This is a genomic window from Pseudoduganella sp. RAF19, assembly GCF_052114165.1.
Lineage (GTDB): Bacteria > Pseudomonadota > Gammaproteobacteria > Burkholderiales > Burkholderiaceae_D > Rugamonas.
In genome coordinates this window covers 500,175-522,040 of record NZ_JBFREF010000001.1, presented here as the reverse complement: position 1 = coordinate 522,040, position 21,866 = coordinate 500,175, and the positions used below count along the sequence as shown (strand labels likewise).

Sequence of the window (21,866 nt, the reverse complement as noted above, 5' to 3'; positions counted from 1 at the left end):
AAAAGGCATAAATGACTAAACTGATCCTGCTGGCCGCACTGGCCAGCATGTCCGCAACAGCCCAGGACCTGCCGGCGCGCAGCAACTGGGCTGTTGCGCGTTCCGGCGACCAGGTGTTCGCTTTCTACGGCCTTGGGCAAGGCAGGACTTTCGCCGACATCGCGCACGACGTGCACGCCTACGATCTCAAATCGCAGCAGTGGCGCAAAGCCGGAGCAATCCCTGTGGATCAGGGCCGTCTGGCCAGCGTGGCGCTGACCGTCGCAGGCAAGGTCTATCTGATCGGCGGCTACACGGTATCGGCCAAAGGCGAGGAAGTCTCCACGCCGGAAGTGTTCCGCTACGCGCCTGACACCGGCCGCTTTGACATCGAAACCACGATGCCTGTGCCGGTCGACGATACCGTCGCCATGCCCTGGCGCGACCGCTGGATTGTGCTGGTCAGCGGCTGGCACGATAAGGGCAATGTCGCAGACGTTCAGATCTACGATACGCAGACCAGGCAATGGGCCAACGGCACTCCCTGGCCAGGCAAGCCGGTATTCGGCCATGCGGGCGGCCTGGCGCAGGACCGCATGGTGGTGTGCGACGGAGTAACGTCCAGCAAAGGCCCGGACGGCAAAAACCAGTTCGCCATCAGCAAGGAATGCTGGGGAGGCGACCTCGATCCAGCGCAGCCGGGCCGCATCAGCTGGCGCCAGCTTCCACCGCATCCCGGCGCTCCCTTGTACCGTGCCGGCGCAGTGGGCGACGGCCAGCGCGTGGTGTTCGCAGGTGGCAGCAGCCGCGCCTACAACTACAACGGCATCGGCTACGACCAGCTGCCCGCCGAACCATCGGCCGCCGTGTTCAGTTTTGCGAATGGTGCATGGCACGCCCATAAGCCTTTGCCGGAAGCGGGCATGGACTTCCGCGGCCTGATTCCTGTCGAAGGAGGCTATGCCCTGTTCGGCGGCATGCGCAGTGGCCAGCGGGTCACAGGCAGCGTCATTTATTTCAAGGTGGAGTGATAGTTAACGCAAAATTCATGTTGATACACTAAGATACAAAGAAAACAATGCCGCAATATCTCTTAGTCCGCCAACATGAATTTCCCGCTGCCGCTTCTGCGCCCGCAACCACGTTCCACCTATGCCGGCGCAGAATCGCCGCGCCTTGGTCTGCTGTCCGACCAGCGCCTGCCGCTGTTCCTGCTGCTCCTTGGCCTGCTGCAGGTGCTGATGTGGGGCGTCGGGGCGCTCGCATTCTCTTCGACTGACCTCGACTCGTCGGAACAACTGGTCTGGGGCACCGCGCTGGAGGCGGGCTACTGGAAGCACCCGCCCCTGCCTTCGTGGATCATGCATGCGGCGCTGGCCGCTTTCGGTCCTTCGGCGTGGCTGCCGCTGGTAATCTCGCAGCTTGGCGTAATCGTGGCGCTGGCACTGGTATGGCGCCTTTCGCGGGAATTCCTCCCCACGCGCCAGGCCGCGCTGTCAGTGCTGCTGACCTCACTCGTCTTTTATCATAACGGCGCCGCCGACACGTACAACCACAACACGGCCATGCTGCCCTTCCAGGCCGCAACCGTCCTGGCCTTCTTCTTCGCCGCGCGCCGCGGCGATATGCGCTGGTGGGCGGCCGCTGGTTTGTTTGCCGGGCTGTCCATGCTGGTGAAATATGTGGCTGTGCTGCCACTGGCCGGACTCGTGCTCTATCTGATGTTCGACCGCAGCCTGCATCATCGCCGCACTTTCGCTGGCGTCGCGCTGGCGGCGGCCATTTTCGCGCTGGTCATTTCGCCGCACGTGGTTTGGCTTTACTCCAACGACTTTCCACCGATGAGGTACGCCCACTCGGTCATGCAGCCACTGGTTGGCGCCAAGGCGCATTTCGCCAGTGTCGTGCACTATCTGCTGACCCAGTTCTACCGCTTCGCACCTGTCCTGCCGGCGCTGATCTTCCTGGCTTTCCAGCGCCGCCGCGCAGACGTCGTGACTCAGCTGCCCCTGGCGCAGCGCGACAAGCTGTTCATCTGGCTGGCCGGCGTCGCGCCGCTGGCGATGACGGTCCTGTTTGGCCTGGTCACCCATAATAAACTGGAGCCACGCTGGGGCGCCAACGTCTTTCTGCTGAGCGGCCTGCTGGCCGTGATGCTGATGCGGCCTGTGCTCACACCACGCATGCTGAAAACGGTGATCGCGATTACGGTGGTCATGCAGGTGCTGATTTGCGCCGGCAGCATCATCAGCAAGACAGCCATCGCCGATCACAAAGGGCAGCGCACGCGCGCCAATTTCCCTGCCGCCGAACTGGCTCAATCGACAAGGCTGGTCTGGCATTCGTACACGGATGCGCCGCTGCGCATCATTGCTTCTGACTTCTGGCTGGGCGGGAATCTGCGCGCTTTCGGCCTGCCCGATGCCGAAGTGATGATCGACGGCGACGCAGCGAAGTCGCCGTGGGTGACCCCGGAAGACCTCTACAACTGCGGCGCCATGGTGCTGGACGACCAGATCACCGACCGCCGCGCCGGCTCGCCGCAAGCGCCGGAGCTGGACGCCATGATCGCGTCCGCCCCGGCCTCCGGCACCTTCAACCTCGCATGGGGTAGCGATGGACAGGAACGCCACGCAGTACGCTGGGCTTACCTGCCGCCGCACTCGCCCACCCTGTGCCGCTAAGCGCCTGCGTCAATCCATCACTCAGCGCGAACAGCATCAGCATGAAGCTTGATGCGGCGCCGAAGGCCGCCACCGCTGCGCTCAATGGTGCCGGCGTGGCCGCGCCGGTGTAGAGCATTGCCAGGTCAACGATGCTCGCGCTCGCGCCGAGCAGCAGTGCCAGCGCAAAAGCCAGCGAAATCACGATTCTGGTGTTCATGGCCTTCTCCTTTATTTGATGTACTGTGCCTGGCCGTTGCCGAAGGACCAGTCGTCCTTGCCCACGCCAACCAGGGACACAAACACGTCCTCCGCCCGGATGCCCGTCGCGCGCGTCAGGTTGGCGACAATGGTTTGATACAGCCGCTGCTTGGTCTCCGTATCGCGCCAGCTACCAGCCGTGATCTGGATGATCACCAGATCGTCCGTGCGGTGCACACCCAGATAGTCCGCGTCGTAAATGAATTCGTCGGCATCGTACTGGCGAATCAGTTGGAAGCGGTCATCCGCAGGCACGTTGTAACTTTCGGCCAGCGCCTGATGCACGCCATCGGCAACCGCTTTGATGTACTCGCGGGACTTACCCTTCCTGAGATTGATATGAACGAGAGGCATGTTGTGCTCCTTAAAGAAGATTGGGTTGACAAGACCATCTTAGGGGACAACAATACTTCTGTAAATTAGAATGTTTTGAATTAATACTTTACAGAAATCGAACTATGGCAAGCCGCACGAATCTCGATATGGACGTGTTGCGTACCTTCGCTACCGCCTTTGAACTGGGCAGTTTCGCACGCGCCGCGGATCGGCTGGGACGATCGCAATCCGCCGTCAGCACCCAGTTGCGCAAGCTGGAGGAACAGGTCGGCCAGGCCCTGGTGCAGAAGTCCGGGCGCGGCCTGACACTGACAATGGCGGGCGAAAGCCTGTTCAGCTACGCGCGGCGCATCCTGGAATTGAACGACGAAGCGGTGGAGACGGTGCGCGGCGCTGAAGTCGAAGGCTGGGTAAGGCTTGGGCTGCCGCAGGACTTTGCCGAAAACTGGCTGCCATCCGTGCTGGCGCGGTTCGCCCGCGCCCATCCGAAGGTGCGCGTGGAAGTGCGCGCCGAGCGCAATTTCCATCTTGAGGAACGCATCGCAAAAGGCGAGCTCGATCTGGCACTGGCCTGGGGCACGCCGGAGAAATCGCATCAGGTGACGAAGGTGGCGTCACTGCCCATCATCTGGGTAGGCCGCCCCGACTGGCGCCGCGCGCCGCACGAAAAGCTGCCGCTGCTGGCGTTCGACAATCCTTGTGAATTCCGTAGCGCCGGCATTGCCGCATTGGACAAGGCAGGTATCCCATGGCATCTGGTGTTTGTCAGCGCCAGCCTCGCCGGACTGTATGCGGCGGCCGAAGCGGGCCTCGGCATCACGCTGCGCACGCCCTTCGGCATGCCGAAGAACCTGACGCAGCTTGATCCCAAAACTTACGGCCTGCCCAAACTGCCCCACGTCGCGTTGTCCCTGCATCGCGCAGGCGGCGACGCCAATCCCGCCGTCAAGCGCCTCGCAGACATTCTGCTGGAGACGATGGGCGAAGTGCTGCCTGTTTAGGCTACCAGCGACAGGCGCGCGCGCGGCGCGGCGGAACGGGATTGCTCCGCTACGCCTGGCGCGGAAGTGGCAGCGTCCAACCGGAAGGTGCTGACCACCTGCGCCAGCGTGGCAGCCTGCTCCTGCATGGCATCCGCTGCCGCTGCGGCCTCCTCCACCAGCGCCGCGTTCTGCTGCGTGACCCGGTCCATTTCCGTGATGGCCTGATTGACCTGCTCGATGCCGGCCGACTGCTCGTTGCTGGCAGAGCTGATCTCGCTCATGATGTCCGTCACGCGCTGCACGCTGGCCACCACTTCCTGCATGGTGCTGCCCGCCTCGTCAACCAGGCGCGTTCCTGCGCCGACCTTGCTGACGGAATCGTCGATCAAGGCCTTGATCTCACGCGCAGCAGCGCCGCTGCGCTGCGCAAGGTTGCGCACCTCGGAAGCCACCACCGCAAAGCCACGTCCCTGCTCACCCGCGCGGGCCGCTTCCACCGCCGCGTTCAAGGCGAGGATGTTGGTCTGGAAGGCGATACCGTCGATGACGCTGATGATGTCCACGATCTTGCGTGATGCCTCGTTGATGGAGCCCATCACATCCACCACCTGCCGCACCACGGCGCCGCCCTTCTCCGCCACTTCCGATGCGTTGGCCGCCAGCTGGTTGCCCTGGCGTGCGTTGTTCGCATTCTGCTTGACGGTGGCAGTCAGTTCTTCCATCGACGATGCAGTCTCTTCCAGCGAGCCTGCCTGCTCTTCGGTGCGTGCGGAAAGATCAAGGTTACCGCTGGCGATCTCGCTGGCCGCCGTCGCAATATTATCGGCGCCACCACGTACGCTGCCCACGATGCGCACCAGGCCTTGCTGCATCTCGCGCAATGCTTCGATCAGCTGGCCCGTTTCACCGGCGGCGTCCACTTCGATGCGGCCACTCAGATCGCCCTGCGCCACGCGGCGCGCAACGCCTGCCGCTTCCGTCAGCGGACCGGTGATGCCGCGATAGATCAGCGCAAGCATCACGATCAGCACGGCGAATGCCACGCCGAGAAGAACGTAAATCAGCCTGGCCATTGCTGCAGCGTGGGCGCTGGCCGCTTCCACCTGCCCTGCGGTGCGTTCGTCCAGCATGGTGAAGAACTCGTTCACAGGCCGCATCACCTTGGCCTTGTTGACGTGATAAGCGTGATCATGCATCAGGCGGCGTGCCATATCGAGATCCGGCTCTTTCTGGACCGTGAAGTTGCCATGGCCGTCATCGAAGCGGCCTTTCACCGCGTTCATCGCGATCACTTCGGTTTTCACCAGATCGTCGGAGACGTTTTTCGCTTCGGTCAATTTTGCCAGTTCGGCATCCGTGAAGCCCGCTTCCTTCATCAGCGTGATCAGCGGCGCGGCCTTGCCATCGGGGCGCGGCGCCTGGCCGTCCGCCGCGACGAAGTCCCAGTAGATGCGTTCATAATGCTCGGGACGCGCGCGCTTGCCGTCGCGGATATCGAGAATCGCCTGGTACTGCTTTTCGTACTGTTCATCGCCCGTCACAACATAGGTACGCGCGAGACGGGTCAGGTCATCCGAACTTTGACGCAGTTCGGCCGCCAGCAGATAGGACTCATAGCGGCTGTGATTAACGCGGTTCAGTTCATCGTTGCTGCGATTGACGGCCATCGCCGCCATGACAATGATCGCCATCAGCAGACCAAGCACCGTTGCCAGCGCAACGAAACATTGGCGTATCGTGAATTTCCGCATTCTGATTCTCCGGTGAGTATGAGCAAACACTTATGCATGCTGAGATTGCAACATCTCGACTGCAACAATGTAACAATCAGAGTATCACCGGCGATGTGAATTTTCACGCTCAGCATGGCGTTCTGATGCGGGCGTACAACTAAGTTATGAAGCTCGGTATATAATTCGATAATCGTTGAATTATCGAATTAAAATGAAAACCAAAGCGGCACTCGCTGCCTTATCGGCGCTGGCGCAGGAAGCGCGCCTGAACACATTCCGCCTGCTCGTGCGTACCGGTCCTGAGGGCCTGATCGCCAGCAAAATTGCGGAGAAACTGGGTATCGCGCCCTCCTCACTTTCTTTCCATCTGAAGGAGCTGACCAATGCCGGACTAATTGAAGCGCGCCAGGATGGGCGCTTCGTCATCTACAGCGCCAACTTCGACACCATGGACGGCTTGCTGTCTTACCTTACCGATAACTGCTGCGGCGGCGCGAGCTGCGCCGCGACCCGATAATATGAACGTTCTGATTCTCTGCACCGGCAATTCCTGCCGCTCCATTCTTGGCGAAGCCACCTTCAATCATCTCGCGCCGGAAGGCTGGCGCGCCATCAGCGCAGGCAGCAAGCCCGCAGGCTACATTCATCCGCGCTCGCTGGCATTGCTGGCAAAGGAAGGCATTGTCACCGAGGGCTATTACAGCAAGTCCTGGGACAACCTGCCGGTGACGCCGGACATCGTGATCACTGTATGCGCCAGTGCCGCAGGCGAAACCTGTCCGGCCTATCTCGGCCCGGTCATGCGCGCGCACTGGGGCGTGGAAGATCCAGCCCACGCCACGGGTACGGACGAAGAAATTGATGCGGCCTTCATGCACGCCTACCGCACGCTGCGCGCGCGTATCGAAGCCTTCTTCGCGCTGCCGCTGGAAGAACTGAAACATGACCCCGCCCGCATGCAGGCGGAGTTGAATCGCATCGGACAGGTTCTGGCATGACCCTCTCGCGCCGCCTGGCAGCCGAAGCAGTCGGCACAGCAATGCTGCTGGCCGTGGTGGTCGGCTCGGGCATCATGGCCGAGCGGCTCGCGGGCGGCAATGTCGCCATCGCGCTGCTCGCCAACACTATCGCCACCGGCGCCGGTCTGGTTGCGCTGATTCTGATGTTCGGCACGATCTCCGGCGCGCACTTTAATCCGGCGGTGACGCTGTCCGAAGCCATGCAGCGCAATATTCCATTCGCCGAGGTGCTGCCTTACATCGCGGTGCAAGTGCTGGGCGCCTTTGCGGGTGTAGCTGCCGCGCATGCGATGTTCGGTGAGCCGGCGTTCTTCGCGTCCGCGCACGCACGCACAGGCGTGCCGCAGTGGTGGAGCGAATTTATTGCGACCTTCGGGCTGGTCGGCGTCATCATCGGCTGCTCGCGTAGCCGCCCATCCATTACGCCGTTTGCGGTAGCCGCGTACATCACGTCCGCCTACTGGTTTACTTCATCGACCTCCTTCGCCAATCCCGCCGTAACGCTGGCGCGCAGTGCCAGCGACACCTTCGCCGGCATCCGCCCTGTCGATGCACCAGGTTTCATCCTGGCGCAACTGGCCGGCATGGCGGTATCGACGGTTTTCTTCTGCTGGCTGTACCCGGCGCCGCCTGCCGACGCCACCGCCGGCGGCACAGTAGCACCAAGTGAATTCAAAGTATGAGCATTCCTGATCTGCCCAATATCAAAGCCGAACTGCTGGACATTCCGTCTCCGGAGAAGCTTGCGCCGCAAGGCGATTTATCGCATCCGCCACGCATCCTGATGCTGTATGGCTCGCTGCGCGAGCGTTCCTTCAGCCGCTTCCTGACCTTCGAAGCGGCGCGCATTCTTGAACACTTGGGCGCCGAAGTGAAGATTTTTGACCCGATGGAGCTGCCCATGGTCGGCAGCGTGCCGGAAACGCATCCCAAGGTTGTCGAGCTGCGCGACCTCTGCCTGTGGTCCGAGGGCCAGGTATGGTGCAGCCCTGAACGGCATGGCGCCATTACTGCGGTGATGAAGAATCAGATTGACTGGATTCCGCTGGAACAAGGCGCGGTGCGTCCAAGCCAGGGACGAACGCTGGCAGTGATGCAGGTGTGTGGCGGCTCGCAATCCTTCAACGTCGTCAATACTTTGCGCCTGCTGGGGCGCTGGATGCGCATGTTCACGATCCCTAACCAATCGTCGGTACCAATGGCGTATAAAGAGTTCGACGATGCAGGCCGCATGCGTCCATCCGCCTATTACGACCGCTTGGTGGATGTGATGGAGGAGCTGTTCAAGATGACGCTGCTGATGCGCGGCCGCACCGATTATCTGACGGACCGCTACAGCGAGCGAAATGAGCGCGCACGCGCCGCCATTGATCGCCAGATAGCCAAAATCTAGTTTTAAGCCATATGATTTTGGCATGCTGCCCTTCAGATAAGGAATAGCTTCGCACCACATCCGGCGAATAAGATACGCTACCCGCAATCCGGCTATCTTTTTCGGAGGACTCTTGAACCATTTGCGTCACCCCTGGCACGGCATGCTGCTGGCCGCAACAATGCTGGCCAGCGTGCCGGCCTTGGCCGAACGCCAGCACCTGCCTTTCAATGACGGCTGGCGTTTCCAGCTTGGCGATCCGAATGGCAATTCCGCGCCCTATCTCTACGATATTCGTCCCGAAGTAAAAGAGTCTGCCGACGGCAAGGCTGCCGATGCGATGCCGGAAGAGGCAGCACGCATCGCGCGCGGCAATGTGCCGTTGCTGAAGCCTTGGATTCTCCCAAGCGGCAATGCTTTCATCAAGGACCCGGCACGGCGCTATGTGAGGCCCACGCAACAGCCCGCGATTGATGCGCCCTTTACTCGCGTGGATTACGACGACCGTGCATGGCACGCCGTGCAATTGCCGCATGACTGGGCGATTGAAGGTCCCTTCCTGACTACCGGCCCTTACGGCGGCATGGGGCGCCTGAAGACCTGGGGACCCGCCTGGTATCGCAAGAAGCTGGAACTGCCGGCAAGCGATAAGGGCAAGTCGATTTTCCTGGACGTGGATGGTGCCATGTCTTACGCCAGCGTGTGGGTCAACGGGCAGCTGGCTGGCGGCTGGCCATATGGTTACAACTCCTTCCGCATCAATCTCACGCCTTATCTGAAACCGGGCGCGGCTAACCAGCTGGCGATCCGGCTGGATAATCCGCCGGAGTCGGCGCGTTGGTATCCGGGCGCGGGCTTGTATCGCAATGTGTGGCTGACCAAGACCGAGCCGGTGCACGTGGCGCAATGGGGTGTGCACGTGTCGACCCCGGATGTGTCGCGCGAGTCAGCCAAAATCGTTTGGCAGGTAGCGGTGGATAACGATGGCGGCGCTGCCGCGAACGTGGACGTGAGCACTGAACTGTTTGCGCTCGATGAGCAAGGCAAGCCGACTGGCAAGGCCATTGCAGTGTCGGGAACACCGGATGCTTCGGGCCGGGCGGCCGCGGCAGGCGCACGGGTAGCGCCTGGTGGATCGGCTGCGATCGGCGCGTCAAGCGCGTTGAACACGCAGCGTGCGACCATCGAGGCGGGCGGCAGCGCCAGTGTGTCGGGCGAAGCGACCGTGGCGAATCCGCGTCTGTGGGGGCCGCTGCCGACGCAGAAGCCCAACCGCTACGCCATGGTGACGACCGTGCGCCAGAATGGCCGCGTAGTCGACCGCTATACCACGCCCTTCGGCATCCGCACCGTGCGCTTCGACGGCACGGGCCTGACTGTGAACGGCGAAAAGATCAAGATCCAGGGCGTGAACAACCACCACGACCTCGGCTCGCTGGGCTCCGCCTTCAATGTGCGCGCCGCAGAGCGCCAGCTGCAAATGCTGCAGGAAATGGGCGCCAACGCCGTGCGCATGAGCCACAACCCGCCCGATCCGCAATTACTGGAACTGACGGACCGCATGGGCATGATGGTGGTCGATGAGATTTTCGATTCATGGGAGCGCAAGAAAACGCCGCTCGATTTCCACCTGATCTTCCCTGAATGGCATGAGCCGGACCTGCGCGCCATGCTGCGCCGTGACCGCAATCATCCGTCCATCATCATGTGGAGCGTGGGGAATGAGGTCGGCGAGCAGTACACCGGCGAAGCGGGCGCGAAGATTGGTGCGGAGCTGGTGCGCATCGTGCGCGAGGAAGACAGCAGCCGCCCTGCCACCAACGCCATGAACTATGCCAAGTCCGACATGCCGCTGCCGGCCGAGATGGACGTCATCAGCCTGAATTACCAGGGCACCGGTATCCGCACCCTGCCCGGCCAGTTCCCCTTCTTCCATGAGAAGTTCCCGAACAAGGCGATCCTGCATACGGAAAGTGCGGCGGCGGTGTCCAGCCGCGGCGAGTACCAGTTTCCGGTGCCGGGTGTGTTCAGTGCGGCGGTACGCCCCGGCGCGGGCGGCGATCCGAAAACGCAGCAGGTCAGCGCCTATGAACTCTTCGCGGCAGATTTCGGCAGCTCGGCCGACCGTGCTTTCGGCGCACTGGACCAGAATCCTTACACGGCGGGCGAATTCGTGTGGACCGGCTTCGACTACCTCGGCGAGCCAACGCCCTACTACGGCGCGCGCAGCTCCTACTTCGGCATCATCGACATGGCGGGCTTCAAAAAAGACCGCTTCTATCTTTACCAGTCGCGCTGGCGTCCGGATCTGCCAATGGCGCACATTCTGCCGCATTGGACCTGGCCGGACCGCGTTGGCGAAGTCACGCCGGTACACGTCTTCACCTCGGGCGATGAGGCGGAACTGTTCGTCAACGGTAAATCGCAGGGCCGCCAGAAGAAGGCGCCTTATGCCTATCGCCTGCGCTGGGATTATGTGACTTACGAGCCGGGCGAAATCAGTGTGGTGGCCTACAAGGATGGCAAGGAATGGGCACGCGAGACGGTGAAGACGGCTGGCGCTCCGGCTGCGCTGGCGGTCAGCGCCGATCGCAGCACCATCGATGCCGATGGCCGCGACCTGTCCTTCATCACGGTCCGCATCGTGGATAAGGATGGACGGACGGTGCCGCGCGCCAATAATCATGTGCGCTTCAGCGTGGATGGCCCGGGTGAACTGGTGGCGACCGACAACGGTGATGCGACGAGCTTCGTGTCCTTCCAATCGCCTGAGCGTGCGGCCTTTAATGGACTGGTGCTCGCCATCGTGCGCGCCAAGCCCGGCGCCAGCGGCGCAATCACCGTGCGCGCCAGCGCGGACGGCTTGCAGGGCGCGTCGCTTAGCGTGCAGCCGCGCCGGACGAAATAGCCGCCAGCTGCATCAGCTCCGGCCCATTCAGGTCGGACAGCAGGGTGTACTGCATGCCGTCGCCCTGCCACTGCACGAGCTGGAAGCCGCGCTGGCTGGGCAGTTGGCGTGGCGCGGTAGCCGTGGTAACCGGCGTGGCCGACGTGGTTGCAGTCGCAGCGGGTTGTACGAACATATTGATCCAGTGCAGACGGTGGCGATACACCAGCACGGCCACCGTGCGTCCTTGCAGCACTTCCAGCCGTCCACCGGCCAGCGGGAAGCCTTGCGCCGCAAAGTCGCGAACCGGCGGCGTGTAATCGAGTTTGCCCGCAAACCACGGCTTGACCGTATGCTGATCCGTGGACTGCACATCCGTCAGATGATCCACCTGCAGCGAGCGCAGATGGCTGTCCAGCAGCAGCGCGGTCATATCGGCAGGCGGCCGCGCCGCCAGCATGGGCTGCACCAGCCACAAGGCCAGCATGCCCGCAGCGAATCCGCTGGCCAGCCATGGCGCGCCGGGACGCAGCACATCAAGCCAGCGCCAGCCGGACTTCTGCGGCGCGGCAGGCGCAATGTCTTTTAGGATCGCCTGCCGCAGCGCGGTCGGTGCGGTATGGTAGCTGGCCTTCTCGCGCAGCAGCGCACCCAGTTCGTCGTCAGTCTGCTTCATGATGCCTGTTCCTCGCCCAGTCCACTCAGGGACTGGCGCAATAATTTACGGGCTCGCGACAGGCGCGACATCACCGTCCCCATGGGCACATCCGTGATGCGCGCAATATCCTCATACGGCAGCGCCTCCAGCTCACGCAGGATGATCGCCTCGCGAAACGCCCACGGCAAGGCGCGGATCGCCTGATCCACCTGTTCGCGGCGCACGCGCGCCAGCAGCAGCTCCTGCGGCCCGGCCGTTTCATCGGGCCGCTCGTCCTCTTCTTCCTCGTCCATCGGCAGCGGCTCGTGCTTGCGCGCCCGCAGATAGTCGAAGCACGCGTGGCGCACGATACTGAGCAGCCAGGGCTTCACCGACTCGCCACGCAGGCTGTCGAAGAAACGCCAGGCGCGCAGGCAGGCATCCTGGACCACGTCCTGGGCAGCCTGGTCATCGTGTAGCAGCCAGCATGCAAGGTTAAAGGCCGCATCCAGATGCGGCAGCACTGTCGCTTCAAAGCGCGGCCTGTTTGCAGTCAACAAAATACCTCCTTCATATACCAGACGTATCTGCCCCGCAGTTTATTCCCGTCTTTTTTCGGGAATATTTCAATCAGCTCCCGCGTCTACTGAACAGACCCACCACAAAGGAGCATGCCATGTTAAACCGTCGTGACTTTCTACAGCTTGCCGCCCTCGGCGGAGGCGCCGTATTCGCTTCCGGCCTGGCCGGCTGCGCTCAGATGGCAGCGGGCGGCCGCAATGACGATTTCTACTTCGTCCAGCTGTCCGATACCCACTGGGGCTTCAAAGGCGCCGCCAATCCCGATGCCGCCATCACCCTGCCTAAAGCGGTAGCCGCCGTCAATGCCCTGCCAGTACAGCCGGACTTCATCGTCTTCACCGGCGACCTGACCCACACCACCGACGACCAGGACGAGCGCCGCCGCCGCATGCGCCAGTTCAAGGAGATCGTCGCCGATCTGAAGGTCAAGCAGCACTACTACCTGCCCGGCGAGCACGACGCCTCGCTGGACCGCGGCGCAGCCTTCATCGAACTGTTCGGCCCCACCCACTACACCTTCAACCACCGCGGCGTGCACTTCATCGCGCTGGATAACGTCTCCGATCCCGGCGCCGCAGTGGGCGATGAGCAGATCGCCTGGCTGAAAACCGAGCTGGCCAAGGTGCCAGGCGGCGCGCCCATCGTGATCCTGACCCACCGCCCTCTGTTCGACCTGGTACCGAAATGGGACTGGGCCACGCGCGACGGCGACAAGGTCATGGCCGCGCTCATGCCCTACCAGAACGTCACCATATTCTACGGCCACATTCACCAGGAGCACCACCACCAGACCGCCCATATTCAGCACCACGCCTCCAAGTCCCTGATCTTCCCCCTGCCCGCCCCCGGCTCGCAGGACAAACGCCTGCCCCTGCCCTGGGACGCGGAGCATCCCTACAAAGGCCTGGGCTTCCGCGAGGTGCATGCGCCAGGTCAGACTTTCAACGAACTTACGGTATAAATCATGAACAAAATCAGGACATTAACTACCGTTCTGCTCAGCAGCGCCTTGCTGGCAGGCGCCTGGGCAGCGCGCCCGCAGCAAGCTTCCGGCGATGAGGTTACAATCAAAGTCGTTGCCCAGCGCTTCCATTACACGCCCGAAGAGATCACGGTCAAAAAGGGCCAAGCGGTGGTGCTGGCGATCACTTCACTCGATTTCGTGCACGGATTCAAAGTGCCGGAACTGGGCATCCGTGCTGATCTACCTCCGGGCAAGGTGACCGAAGTACGTTTCACTCCTCAGAAGGCGGGCAAGTTCGACTTCTTGTGCGATAACTTTTGCGGCAGCGGCCACGAGGAAATGTCAGGGCGGATCGTAGTGGTGGACTAAATAAAAACTCTCTAATAGAGGAGATGCCATGCGTATCCTGCTTCTGCTGCCCTTCCTCGGGCTGCTACTCACGCCTTTATACAATATCGAGGAACCCCGCTTGTTCGGCTTCCCATTCTTTTACTGGTACCAGTTCGCCTGGGTGCCAGTCACTTCCCTGCTGATCTGGATCGTTTATAAGAACGGCAAAAACAAGGGAGAGGAATGATGGACATGCAGATCAACTGGGTGGCGCTTGGCGTCTTCATCTTCTTCTTCGTGCTCGTCACTGTGATGGGTTTCCTGGCCTCCCGCTGGCAAGGCGGCGGCACTGAACACGGCGGCGGCGACCTGCAGGAATGGGGCCTGGGCGGCCGTAACTTCGGCACCTGGATCACCTGGTTCCTGGTCGGCGGCGACTTCTATACCGCCTACACCGTGATCGCGGTGCCTGCGCTGGTATATGCAGTCGGCGCCTACGGCTTCTTCGCCCTGCCCTATACCATCATCGTTTATCCGATCGTCTTCATCATCATGCCGAAGCTGTGGAAGGCATCGCACGCTGCCGGCCACGTGACGGCGGCGGACGTGGTGTATGGCCGCTACGGTTCGCGCTCGCTGGAATTCGCGGTGGCGCTGACCGGCGTGGTCGCCACCATGCCGTACATCGCACTGCAGCTGGTGGGTATGGAAGTGGTCATCAAAGCACTGGGCCTGACGGGCGAACTGCCGCTGGCTGCCGCCTTCATCGTGCTGGCCCTTTACACCTACTCCGCAGGCCTGCGCGCACCGGCGCTGATTGCCTTCGTCAAGGACCTGATGATCTACATCGTGGTGCTGGTCGCCGTGGTGCTGGTGCCTGCGAAGCTGGGCGGCTACGGCGCCGTGTTCAGCGCCGCAAGCGACGCCTTTGCTGCAAAAGGCGGCAACACCGGCCTGACGCTGAAACAGCCGCAGTTGCTGCCTTACGCCACCCTGGCACTGGGCTCCGCGCTGGCTGCCTTCATGTATCCGCATACGCTGACCGGTATCTTTGCCGCCAAGAGCGCCGATACCATTCGCAAGAATGCGGTGTTCCTGCCTGCGTACACCATCCTGCTTGGCCTGATCGCTCTGCTGGGCTTCATGGCTTATGCGGCACACCTGAAGGTCGCCACCAATAACGACGTGGTGCCGGCGCTGTTCAACGCCCTGTTCCCAAGCTGGTTCGCAGGCTTTGCCTTTGCGGCCATTGCGATTGGCGCGCTGGTGCCGGCGGCGGTGATGTCGATCGGTGCGGCCAATCTGTTCACCCGCAATTTCTGGAAGCCTTACGTCAATTCCAACGTCACGCCGGAAGGCGAAGCGAAAGTGGCGAAGATGGTTTCGCTGGTGGTGAAAGTGGGCGCGCTGGTGTTCATCCTGTTCCTGCCGACCAAGTTCGCACTGGACCTGCAGCTGCTGGGCGGCGTGTGGATTCTGCAGACCTTCCCGGCTGTGGTGTTCGGTCTGTGGCTTAGCTGGTATCGCGCACCGGCCCTGCTGGCCGGCTGGGCGACCGGCCTGGTGGCAGGCAGCTGGCTGGCACTGGCCGACGGCATCAAACCAGTGCACACCTATATGCTGGGCGGTGAAAGCTACACGATCTATACCGGCCTGGTGGCGCTGATCCTGAACATCATCGTCGCATCTGTCATCCAGCTGGCAATGGGCTCGCAAAAAGCCGGCGCACCTGCCAAGGCTTAAGCAGTAAGGGCGTGGCGCCGGCGCGCCACGTCAATCCCCCGGCGCCCACCAGCGCCATCGATATCCCGGAAGGTTAAGGCACCGCCGTGCGTGTGGGTTGCAGGACGGCTGTAGCTTACTTCGCCTCGGTGGCGACCTTGAGCGGGTTGCGTTCGCGCGTGACGAAATCCGCAACCAGCGCGCGCCACTGGTCCATGCGTTTGATGTCGGTGGCGCGGTTCCAGGCGGCGCCCATCAGGTAGTGCAGCGGCTCGCCCGATTTGACCTTGACCAGCAGCAGGGAGTTCTTGTCGTCCTGCGCGAAGGACGTGCTGCCGTTGGCAATGGCAATCGCCGTCCCAAAGTCGCCTTTGCTCTTTTGCTGCACCCATTGCAGCACAGCGCCGCTGGCCGCATCGTTGGCCACTTCCACTTTCGCATCCTGATCCTTGTCCGACGGCGTCTTGTTCACGCCGACAGCCACGGTCAGTTCAGGTTTTCCGAACTGGAAAACGCTGGTGACGCGGTCGAACTGCTGGCCAGCATCCAGCGAGATGCGCTTGGTTTCGGAAACGGCCACGCCGCCGCCATCCCAGGTTTCGTACGTCACTTCAAACACGGTGCGCACCGGACCGTTCGCCAGCACTTTCCACGTCGCGTAATTACGGCCGGCCCACAGGCGCTGACCATCCCAGATGCCGGTACCGCCAAGGCCGCGCGAAGTGCCGACGTTGTACATGTCCATCCCCTCGCCTTCATCCACGTGGTAATGGTCATGCCCCTTGTTGTACCAGCGGTCGACGATCGGATAGCTGACGCGCTTGAACCAGATATCGATGCCGCTGGTGACGAGGACTTCCTTGCCCGAGCCGGCCGGTGCCGGCGCGGCCAGCGCGGGACCGTACATGCGGTGGCCGATCCTGTCGTTCTCCCACGCGAAATCGTCCAGACGCTCAGGCACGTAGCGGCCGAAAGTTTTGGCCGGGAACACAGGCGCCACGCCGTCGATCTTCTCGACCGTGAAGTGCGCGGTCCTCTCGCCTTTCGCGAAATCGTGCTGGAACAGCAGCTCGCCATACGCCGCGCCGACGTTCTTCGGGTCCTTCAGCTGCGGCGCCACATTGGTCACCTGATAAGGCAGCACATTGCCCTTCTCGTCCTTCACCACGATCTGCTGCAGGCGCGCGCCCGGCAATGCGGTGTTCACGGAAGTCCACGGCACGGCAACCGTCTCGGAAGGACGCGGCGCATCGAGATCATTGATGACAGTGACAGTCATGCGCTCGGCAGCAGTCGCTGCCAGCGGCAAAGCGAGGGACAGGAAGAGCAGTTTGTGCATCGGTGTTTCCCTTTACGTTACGGGCGCCGGATTAAACAGGACCAGCGCGTTGTGAAGACGATGATGCTCCGCCCAGGTTTTCTTCCCGCTGGCGACATCAAGCATCAAATGAAATAACTCCCAGCCTACATCGGCAATCGTGGCGTCGCCGCTGGCGATGCGGCCCGCGTTCACGTCCATCAGGTCGTGCCAGCGGCGCGCCAGATCGTCGCGCGTGGCGACCTTGATCACCGGCACGGGCGCCAGGCCATACGGCGTACCGCGCCCCGTCGTGAATACGTGCAGATTCATGCCTGCCGCCACCTGCAGCGTACCGCAAATGAAATCGGATGCCGGCGTAGCTGCATAGATCAGGCCTTTCTGCTTCAGCTTTTCACCCGGCGGCAGCACGCCCGAAATCGGCGCGGAGCCGGACTTCACGATCGAGCCCATGGCCTTTTCGACGATGTTCGACAGCCCGCCCTTCTTGTTGCCGGGCGTCGTATTCGCACTGCGATCCACGCCGCCGCGCTTCAGATATTCGTCATACCATTTCATCTCGCGAATCATGGCGTGCGCCACTTCGGGCGACACGGCGCGCGCAGTCAGCTGGTCGATGCCGTCGCGGACTTCCGTCACTTCAGAGAACATGACCGAGGCGCCGGCACGCACCAGCAAGTCCGTCGCATAACCCACCGCCGGATTGGCGGTCACGCCGGAGAAAGCATCGCTGCCGCCGCACTGCACGCCTACCACCAGCTCGGATGCGGGCACGGTTTCGCGGCGGCGCTGGTCCAGCACCTTCAGATGTTCTTCTGCCTGCGCCATGATGGAATCGATCATCGACTCGAATCCGACATGTGCAGCATCCTGCAGGCAGACGACCGGCACGTCCGCATCCAGGCTGCCTTTGATCGGAATCACACCCCGCGGCATCAGGCGCTGTGGCTGCAGCTTCTCGCAGCCCAGGCTCACTATCATGGCCTGGCCGCCGAAGTTGGGATTGAGGCTGATATTGCGCAGCGTGCGGATCGGAATCACGCCGTCCGGCGCGTCGATGGCCACGCCGCAGCCGTAGCTGTGCTCCAGCGGCACCACATCTTCCACGTTAGGATATTTCGGCAGCAGCTCGGCACGGATGCGGCGTGCCGCGTGTTCGACCACACCGGCCACGCATTGGACAGTGGTCGTGATGGCCAGCAGATTGCGCGTGCCCACGCTGCCGTCCGGATTGCGGTAACCCTGAAAGGTATAGCCTTCCAGTGGTTCCATGACTGGCGCGGCGTGGCTCGCGATGGGAAGGTTGTCGAGCGCGCGCGCTTCGGGCAGCGTCACCAGCGCTTCACTGATCCAGCTGCCGGCAGGGATGTCGCGTGCGGCAAAGCCGATGGTCACGTTGTAGCGCCGAACCGGGTCGCCTTGTTTCAGGTCGGCCAGCGCCACTTTGTGCCCTTGCGGCACACCATCTTTCAGCACCAATCCGTTTTCCAGTTTTGCGCCACTGGTCAGGCCACCGTCATTTGCAACAATAGCAACATTGTCGTCCTCGTGCATTAGTATGATGCGTGGCGTAGAAGAGGTCATAATGGTGGCTTTGGCCCGTTTTCTTAAATTCAGTATGGCGGAAATAACTCACTTTGGCTAGTCCGCATTGCATATTTGGTCTGACCGCCTTAGAATCATCCCAACAGATACATGAAAAAAACAAACATGAACGCGACACCTAAAAAACTGCCCGAACTCGTCGCACCCGAAACCCGCCTGTACCGCCAGGTGGCGGACAAAATCCAGGCCATGATTGCCGATGAAGGCATCGCGGCCGGTGAGCGCCTGCCCTCCGAACGCGACTTGTCCGCCAAGCTCTCCGTCAGCCGCGCCTCCTTGCGCGAAGCGTTGATTGCGCTGGAACTGTCGGGCGTTGTTGAGGTGCGCGGCGGTTCCGGCGTGTATGTGAGCACGAAGAGCGAGGAAACGAAGTCGCTGTCCGAAGCAGGTCCTGGTCCGTTCGAAGTGCTGTCCGCGCGCCGCCTGATCGAATCCGAAGTGGCCGCCATTGCAGCACGGGTCGCAACCGATGGCGCCATCGACACCATCCTGCGTGCCGTGGAAGAGATGGAGCGCCATCACGACAACTACTCGACCAACGAGCACCTGGACCGCAATTTCCACCTTGCGATTGCCGCCGCAACGGGCAACAGTGCACTGGTTGGCGTGATGAATTATCTGTGGGACCAGCGCGGCCGCCTGTGGCACAAGTTGAAGGAACACTTCCAGACCGAAGAGCTGCGCAAGGAAACGCTGAGCGACCACCGCCAGATCTTCATGGCCATCGCAAACCACGATCCGGCCGGCGCGCGCCAGGCCATGCGCGCCCACCTGGAACGTGTGACGCGCACTTTCTCGCGCGGATAAAGATACTGACCGTGAGACCACGGCCGCCTGCGTGCGGCCCCCGTCAATAACGGCACGGAGTACGCGAGGTGCTCCAACATAAAACCAGATGGAGACACTATTTTTATGACCTCGCGTATTCCGCAATGGGCGGCCGCCCTCTTTGGTCTGGCCCTTTCCGCTTCCGCATGCGCCGCTGATGTGCGCGTAATCCTCGTCGGCGATTCGACCATGGCCACCAAAAGCGGCTATGGCGATGCACTGTGCGCCCGCTTCTCTCCCGCCGTCGAATGCATCAACCTTGCCAAAGGCGGCCGTTCATCCTCGTCCTTCCGCGCTGAAGGCTTGTGGGATAAGGCCATGGACCTGGTGCGCGAGTCCAGAGGCAGGCCAACCTATGTACTGATCCAGTTCGGCCACAATGACCAGCCGGGCAAGCCGGGCCGCTCCACGGATCTAGTGAAAGAATTCCCCGTCAATATGGCGCGCTATGCCCGCGAGGTGCAGGAGCTTGGCGCCACGGCGGTTCTCGTTACGCCACTCACGCGCCGCACCTTCAAAGGCGAGTATGTCGGCAATGACCTCGCGCCATGGGCCGCCGCCACGCGCAATGCCGCGCGGGAGACGCGCGCGCCGCTGCTTGAGCTGAACGCCGACAGCCAGGCCACCGTTCAGAAGCTGGGCCAGGACGAAGCCGACACACTGGCACAAGCGCCGAAACCCGATCCCAAATTCGACCGCACCCATCTCGGTGAAAAAGGCGCGCATCTGTTCTCCGGCATCGTGGCCGGCGAACTGCATCGTGCCGTCCCCGCGCTGAATAAATACTACAACTGAGGAGACGCATGCATTTTTCGAATTTTTCCCGCCGGGAGATGCTGAAGCTGGCGGCCACCGCCGGCGCAGCGATCGCCCTGCCGGCGCGCGCCGGGCTGTCGGGCGATCCGTGGCTGACCGCCGACGCGATCGTCAACCGCCTGAAACGTCCGCTGAATTTCCCCAAGCGCGATTTCCTGATTACTGATTTCGGCGCAGCGCCCTGCGCCACGCGCAAGGTGAAGGCCTGGGCGTCGCACGATGAACAGGAAATGCTGCCGACGCCGGTGGAAGACGCCAAGGACTGCTATGCCGCCATCAAGGCGGCCATCGATGCCTGTGTTGCCGCCGGCGGCGGCCGTGTCGTCATTCCAAAGGGCGACTGGTTCTGCGCCGGCCCCGTGGTGCTGCGCTCGAACGTGCATGTGCATTTGCAGGCTGGCGCACATCTGTTCTTCTCGCAGAAGCCGGAAGACTACGCCAGGTATGGCGATTACGACTGCGGCCCGAACGGCAAGCTGACGCTGTCGCGCTGGCAGAGCAACGACTGCCTGAATTACTCGTCCATGATCTACGCCTTCAACGAGGACAATATCGCCCTCACCGGCGAAGACTGGACTTCCGTGCTGGACGGCCAGGGCGGCGTTCCCTTCAACGCCGACGGCGAATGCTGGTGGACCTGGAAGGGCCGCAACCGCACCATGAACGCCGTGTCGCAGAACACCATTCCCGGACACAAGGCGGGCCAGCTGTCGCAAGTGACGCCGAATCCGCTCAATGCCCCGCTGTCAAAAGTGGCGCCGTGGCTGTCCGAGGCGGATCGCAAGCAGATCGAGGGCGAAGGCAATAAGTGGAGCCACGATGAGCAGTATCTGCCGGCACTGTCCGAAGCGGGCGTGCCTATCGGCCAGCGGGTATTCGGCAAAGGCCATTACCTGCGCGCGCCGATGATCCACCTGATCGGCTGCACCAATGTGCTGCTGGAGGGCTACCACGTCATCCACACGCCATTCTGGCAGCATCATCCCGTCCATTGCCGCAATCTGGTGATCCGCAAGGTACACGCCGAGAGTCTTGGCCCGAACAGCGACGGCTTCGATCCGGAGGCCTGCGACCACGTGCTGGTTGACCAGTGCACCTTCGATACCGGCGATGACTGCATCGCGATCAAGGCAGGCAAGAACCGCGACACGCAATTCGGCCCGTCGCAGAACATCGTTATTCAAGGCTGCACCATGCAAAGCGGCCATGGCGCCGTAACGCTGGGTTCTGAAATGGCAGGCGGCATCGAGAATGTGTTTGCGCGCGATCTGGTGTTCGAGAACAAGAACTGGGCGAGCAATCCGCTTAACACGGCGATCCGCCTGAAGACGAATATGAACCGGGGCGGCTATCTGCGCCACTTCTACGTGAAGAATGTGCGTATCCCAAACGGCGTGCAGATCAGCCCATCGTTCTATGCTTCTCTGCCCGGCTCTCCGATCGCTTCGCGCACCGTGGCCACGGCTGCCGGCGCTGTGGTGACTTTCGACTGCGACTACACCCCGACGGCAGATACGGTGCGGGTACGCCCACCGGAAGTATCGGATGTCCATATCTCGAACGTCACCGTGGGCAATGTCAGCAAGGGCGGCAAGAGCGGCTCCTGCTACCAGGCCGTAGTGATTCTTGGCCCGGTCGCCTCGGACTACAATGGCCCGCAACCCATGCCGAACGTGCTGCCGGTGCGGCGCGTGACCATCAAGGACTGCGACTTCGGCAATCCGGTCAACAAGGAACAACCGCTTTATCTGTACAACGTGCAGGGAATGAAGCTGGAAAACGTAACCATCTCCGGCAAGCGCACTGACGCTAACCTGTCGGCCTGAAAGGA

At 62.0% G+C, this 21,866-nt stretch carries 22 protein-coding genes; 15 read left to right on the top strand and 7 right to left on the bottom strand.

Features of this window, described 5'->3' with window-relative positions; genetic code table 11:
- Positions 1–11 precede the first annotated feature (11 nt).
- Positions 12–1,010, top strand: a complete 999-nt coding sequence (locus tag AB4Z19_RS02535) for a Kelch repeat-containing protein (protein ID WP_442028866.1) — start codon at positions 12–14, stop codon at positions 1,008–1,010.
- 75 nt (positions 1,011–1,085) lie between these two features.
- The gene (locus AB4Z19_RS02530) at positions 1,086–2,663 is read left to right on the top strand and encodes a glycosyltransferase family 39 protein (RefSeq protein ID WP_442034149.1); all 1,578 of its coding nucleotides are present in this window, start codon (positions 1,086–1,088) and stop codon (positions 2,661–2,663) included.
- On the opposite strand, the gene AB4Z19_RS02525 is transcribed toward AB4Z19_RS02530, so the two are convergent.
- Positions 2,575–2,862, bottom strand: coding sequence for a hypothetical protein (locus AB4Z19_RS02525; protein ID WP_442029790.1), 288 nt, complete (start codon positions 2,860–2,862; stop codon positions 2,575–2,577). The genes AB4Z19_RS02530 and AB4Z19_RS02525 overlap by 89 nt on opposite strands.
- Before the next feature lie 11 nt (positions 2,863–2,873).
- Complete coding sequence (locus AB4Z19_RS02520) at positions 2,874–3,257, bottom strand: tautomerase family protein (RefSeq protein WP_442029792.1); 384 nt, start codon at positions 3,255–3,257, stop codon at positions 2,874–2,876.
- Positions 3,258–3,361: 104 nt separating this feature from the next.
- On the opposite strand from AB4Z19_RS02520, the gene AB4Z19_RS02515 reads away from it, so the two are divergent.
- Entirely contained in the window at positions 3,362–4,240 is an 879-nt protein-coding gene (locus tag AB4Z19_RS02515) for a LysR substrate-binding domain-containing protein (RefSeq protein ID WP_442034147.1), read from the top strand.
- Here the strand turns inward: AB4Z19_RS02515 and AB4Z19_RS02510 are convergent.
- Complete coding sequence (locus AB4Z19_RS02510; protein ID WP_442028171.1) at positions 4,237–5,973, bottom strand: methyl-accepting chemotaxis protein; 1,737 nt, start codon at positions 5,971–5,973, stop codon at positions 4,237–4,239. The two genes, AB4Z19_RS02515 and AB4Z19_RS02510, sit on opposite strands and share 4 nt — an antisense overlap.
- Positions 5,974–6,166: 193 nt before the next feature.
- On the opposite strand from AB4Z19_RS02510, the gene AB4Z19_RS02505 reads away from it, so the two are divergent.
- The 5 genes from AB4Z19_RS02505 to galB all read left to right on the top strand — a co-directional run bounded on the left by AB4Z19_RS02505 (position 6,167) and on the right by galB (position 11,254).
- Positions 6,167–6,472, top strand: a complete 306-nt coding sequence (locus AB4Z19_RS02505) for an ArsR/SmtB family transcription factor (RefSeq protein WP_442028172.1) — start codon at positions 6,167–6,169, stop codon at positions 6,470–6,472.
- A gap of 1 nt (position 6,473) precedes the next feature.
- Positions 6,474–6,953, top strand: coding sequence for an arsenate reductase ArsC (locus AB4Z19_RS02500; protein ID WP_442028173.1), 480 nt, complete (start codon positions 6,474–6,476; stop codon positions 6,951–6,953).
- Positions 6,950–7,657 (top strand): aquaporin, encoded by a 708-nt coding sequence (locus AB4Z19_RS02495; RefSeq protein ID WP_442028174.1) that lies wholly within the window; start codon positions 6,950–6,952, stop codon positions 7,655–7,657. The genes AB4Z19_RS02500 and AB4Z19_RS02495 overlap by 4 nt, the downstream gene beginning before the upstream one ends.
- Positions 7,654–8,367 carry an arsenical resistance protein ArsH gene (gene arsH / locus AB4Z19_RS02490; protein ID WP_442028175.1) on the top strand — a complete coding sequence of 238 codons (714 nt, stop codon included), beginning with the start codon at positions 7,654–7,656 and terminating at the stop codon, positions 8,365–8,367. The genes AB4Z19_RS02495 and arsH overlap by 4 nt, the downstream gene beginning before the upstream one ends.
- 112 nt (positions 8,368–8,479) lie before the next feature.
- Positions 8,480–11,254: a beta-galactosidase GalB gene (gene galB / locus AB4Z19_RS02485; RefSeq protein WP_442034145.1), complete on the top strand. Its 2,775-nt coding sequence runs from the start codon at positions 8,480–8,482 to the stop codon at positions 11,252–11,254.
- Here the strand turns inward: galB and AB4Z19_RS02480 are convergent.
- Both AB4Z19_RS02480 and AB4Z19_RS02475 read right to left on the bottom strand, forming a co-directional pair.
- The gene (locus tag AB4Z19_RS02480; protein ID WP_442027889.1) at positions 11,226–11,909 is read right to left on the bottom strand and encodes an anti-sigma factor; all 684 of its coding nucleotides are present in this window, start codon (positions 11,907–11,909) and stop codon (positions 11,226–11,228) included. The genes galB and AB4Z19_RS02480 overlap by 29 nt on opposite strands.
- Positions 11,906–12,427: a sigma-70 family RNA polymerase sigma factor gene (locus tag AB4Z19_RS02475; protein WP_442027890.1), complete on the bottom strand. Its 522-nt coding sequence runs from the start codon at positions 12,425–12,427 to the stop codon at positions 11,906–11,908. Before AB4Z19_RS02475 ends, AB4Z19_RS02480 begins: the two co-directional genes overlap by 4 nt.
- A gap of 119 nt (positions 12,428–12,546) precedes the next feature.
- Between AB4Z19_RS02475 and AB4Z19_RS02470 the strand changes: the two genes are divergently transcribed.
- Genes AB4Z19_RS02470 through mctP form a run of 4 tightly spaced genes read left to right on the top strand, consistent with a single transcriptional unit; the run spans position 12,547 to position 15,489 of the window.
- Positions 12,547–13,413, top strand: a complete 867-nt coding sequence (locus AB4Z19_RS02470) for a metallophosphoesterase family protein (RefSeq protein WP_442027891.1) — start codon at positions 12,547–12,549, stop codon at positions 13,411–13,413.
- Positions 13,414–13,416: 3 nt separating this feature from the next.
- Positions 13,417–13,785: a cupredoxin domain-containing protein gene (locus tag AB4Z19_RS02465; RefSeq protein WP_442034141.1), complete on the top strand. Its 369-nt coding sequence runs from the start codon at positions 13,417–13,419 to the stop codon at positions 13,783–13,785.
- A gap of 28 nt (positions 13,786–13,813) precedes the next feature.
- A complete protein-coding gene (locus tag AB4Z19_RS02460) occupies positions 13,814–13,993 on the top strand; it encodes a DUF3311 domain-containing protein (protein ID WP_442023917.1) in 180 nt (59 codons plus the stop codon).
- A complete protein-coding gene (gene mctP, locus AB4Z19_RS02455) occupies positions 13,993–15,489 on the top strand; it encodes a monocarboxylate uptake permease MctP (protein WP_442023937.1) in 1,497 nt (498 codons plus the stop codon). Before AB4Z19_RS02460 ends, mctP begins: the two co-directional genes overlap by 1 nt.
- Positions 15,490–15,604: 115 nt before the next feature.
- Here the strand turns inward: mctP and AB4Z19_RS02450 are convergent, their stop codons facing one another.
- Complete coding sequence (locus AB4Z19_RS02450) at positions 15,605–16,807, bottom strand: DUF4861 family protein (protein ID WP_442023919.1); 1,203 nt, start codon at positions 16,805–16,807, stop codon at positions 15,605–15,607.
- A 12-nt stretch (positions 16,808–16,819) separates the two neighbouring features.
- Positions 16,820–18,340, bottom strand: coding sequence for a galactarate dehydratase (garD, locus tag AB4Z19_RS02445; RefSeq protein WP_442034139.1), 1,521 nt, complete (start codon positions 18,338–18,340; stop codon positions 16,820–16,822).
- A 156-nt stretch (positions 18,341–18,496) separates the two neighbouring features.
- Here garD and AB4Z19_RS02440 point away from each other — a divergent pair, with 156 nt between their 5' ends.
- The 3 genes from AB4Z19_RS02440 to AB4Z19_RS02430 all read left to right on the top strand — a co-directional run bounded on the left by AB4Z19_RS02440 (position 18,497) and on the right by AB4Z19_RS02430 (position 21,861).
- Positions 18,497–19,198 (top strand): FadR/GntR family transcriptional regulator, encoded by a 702-nt coding sequence (locus tag AB4Z19_RS02440; protein WP_442023923.1) that lies wholly within the window; start codon positions 18,497–18,499, stop codon positions 19,196–19,198.
- Positions 19,199–19,303: 105 nt separating this feature from the next.
- Positions 19,304–20,014, top strand: a complete 711-nt coding sequence (locus AB4Z19_RS02435) for a rhamnogalacturonan acetylesterase (protein ID WP_442023925.1) — start codon at positions 19,304–19,306, stop codon at positions 20,012–20,014.
- A gap of 8 nt (positions 20,015–20,022) precedes the next feature.
- Complete coding sequence (locus AB4Z19_RS02430; RefSeq protein WP_442023927.1) at positions 20,023–21,861, top strand: glycoside hydrolase family 28 protein; 1,839 nt, start codon at positions 20,023–20,025, stop codon at positions 21,859–21,861.
- Positions 21,862–21,866 lie beyond the last annotated feature (5 nt).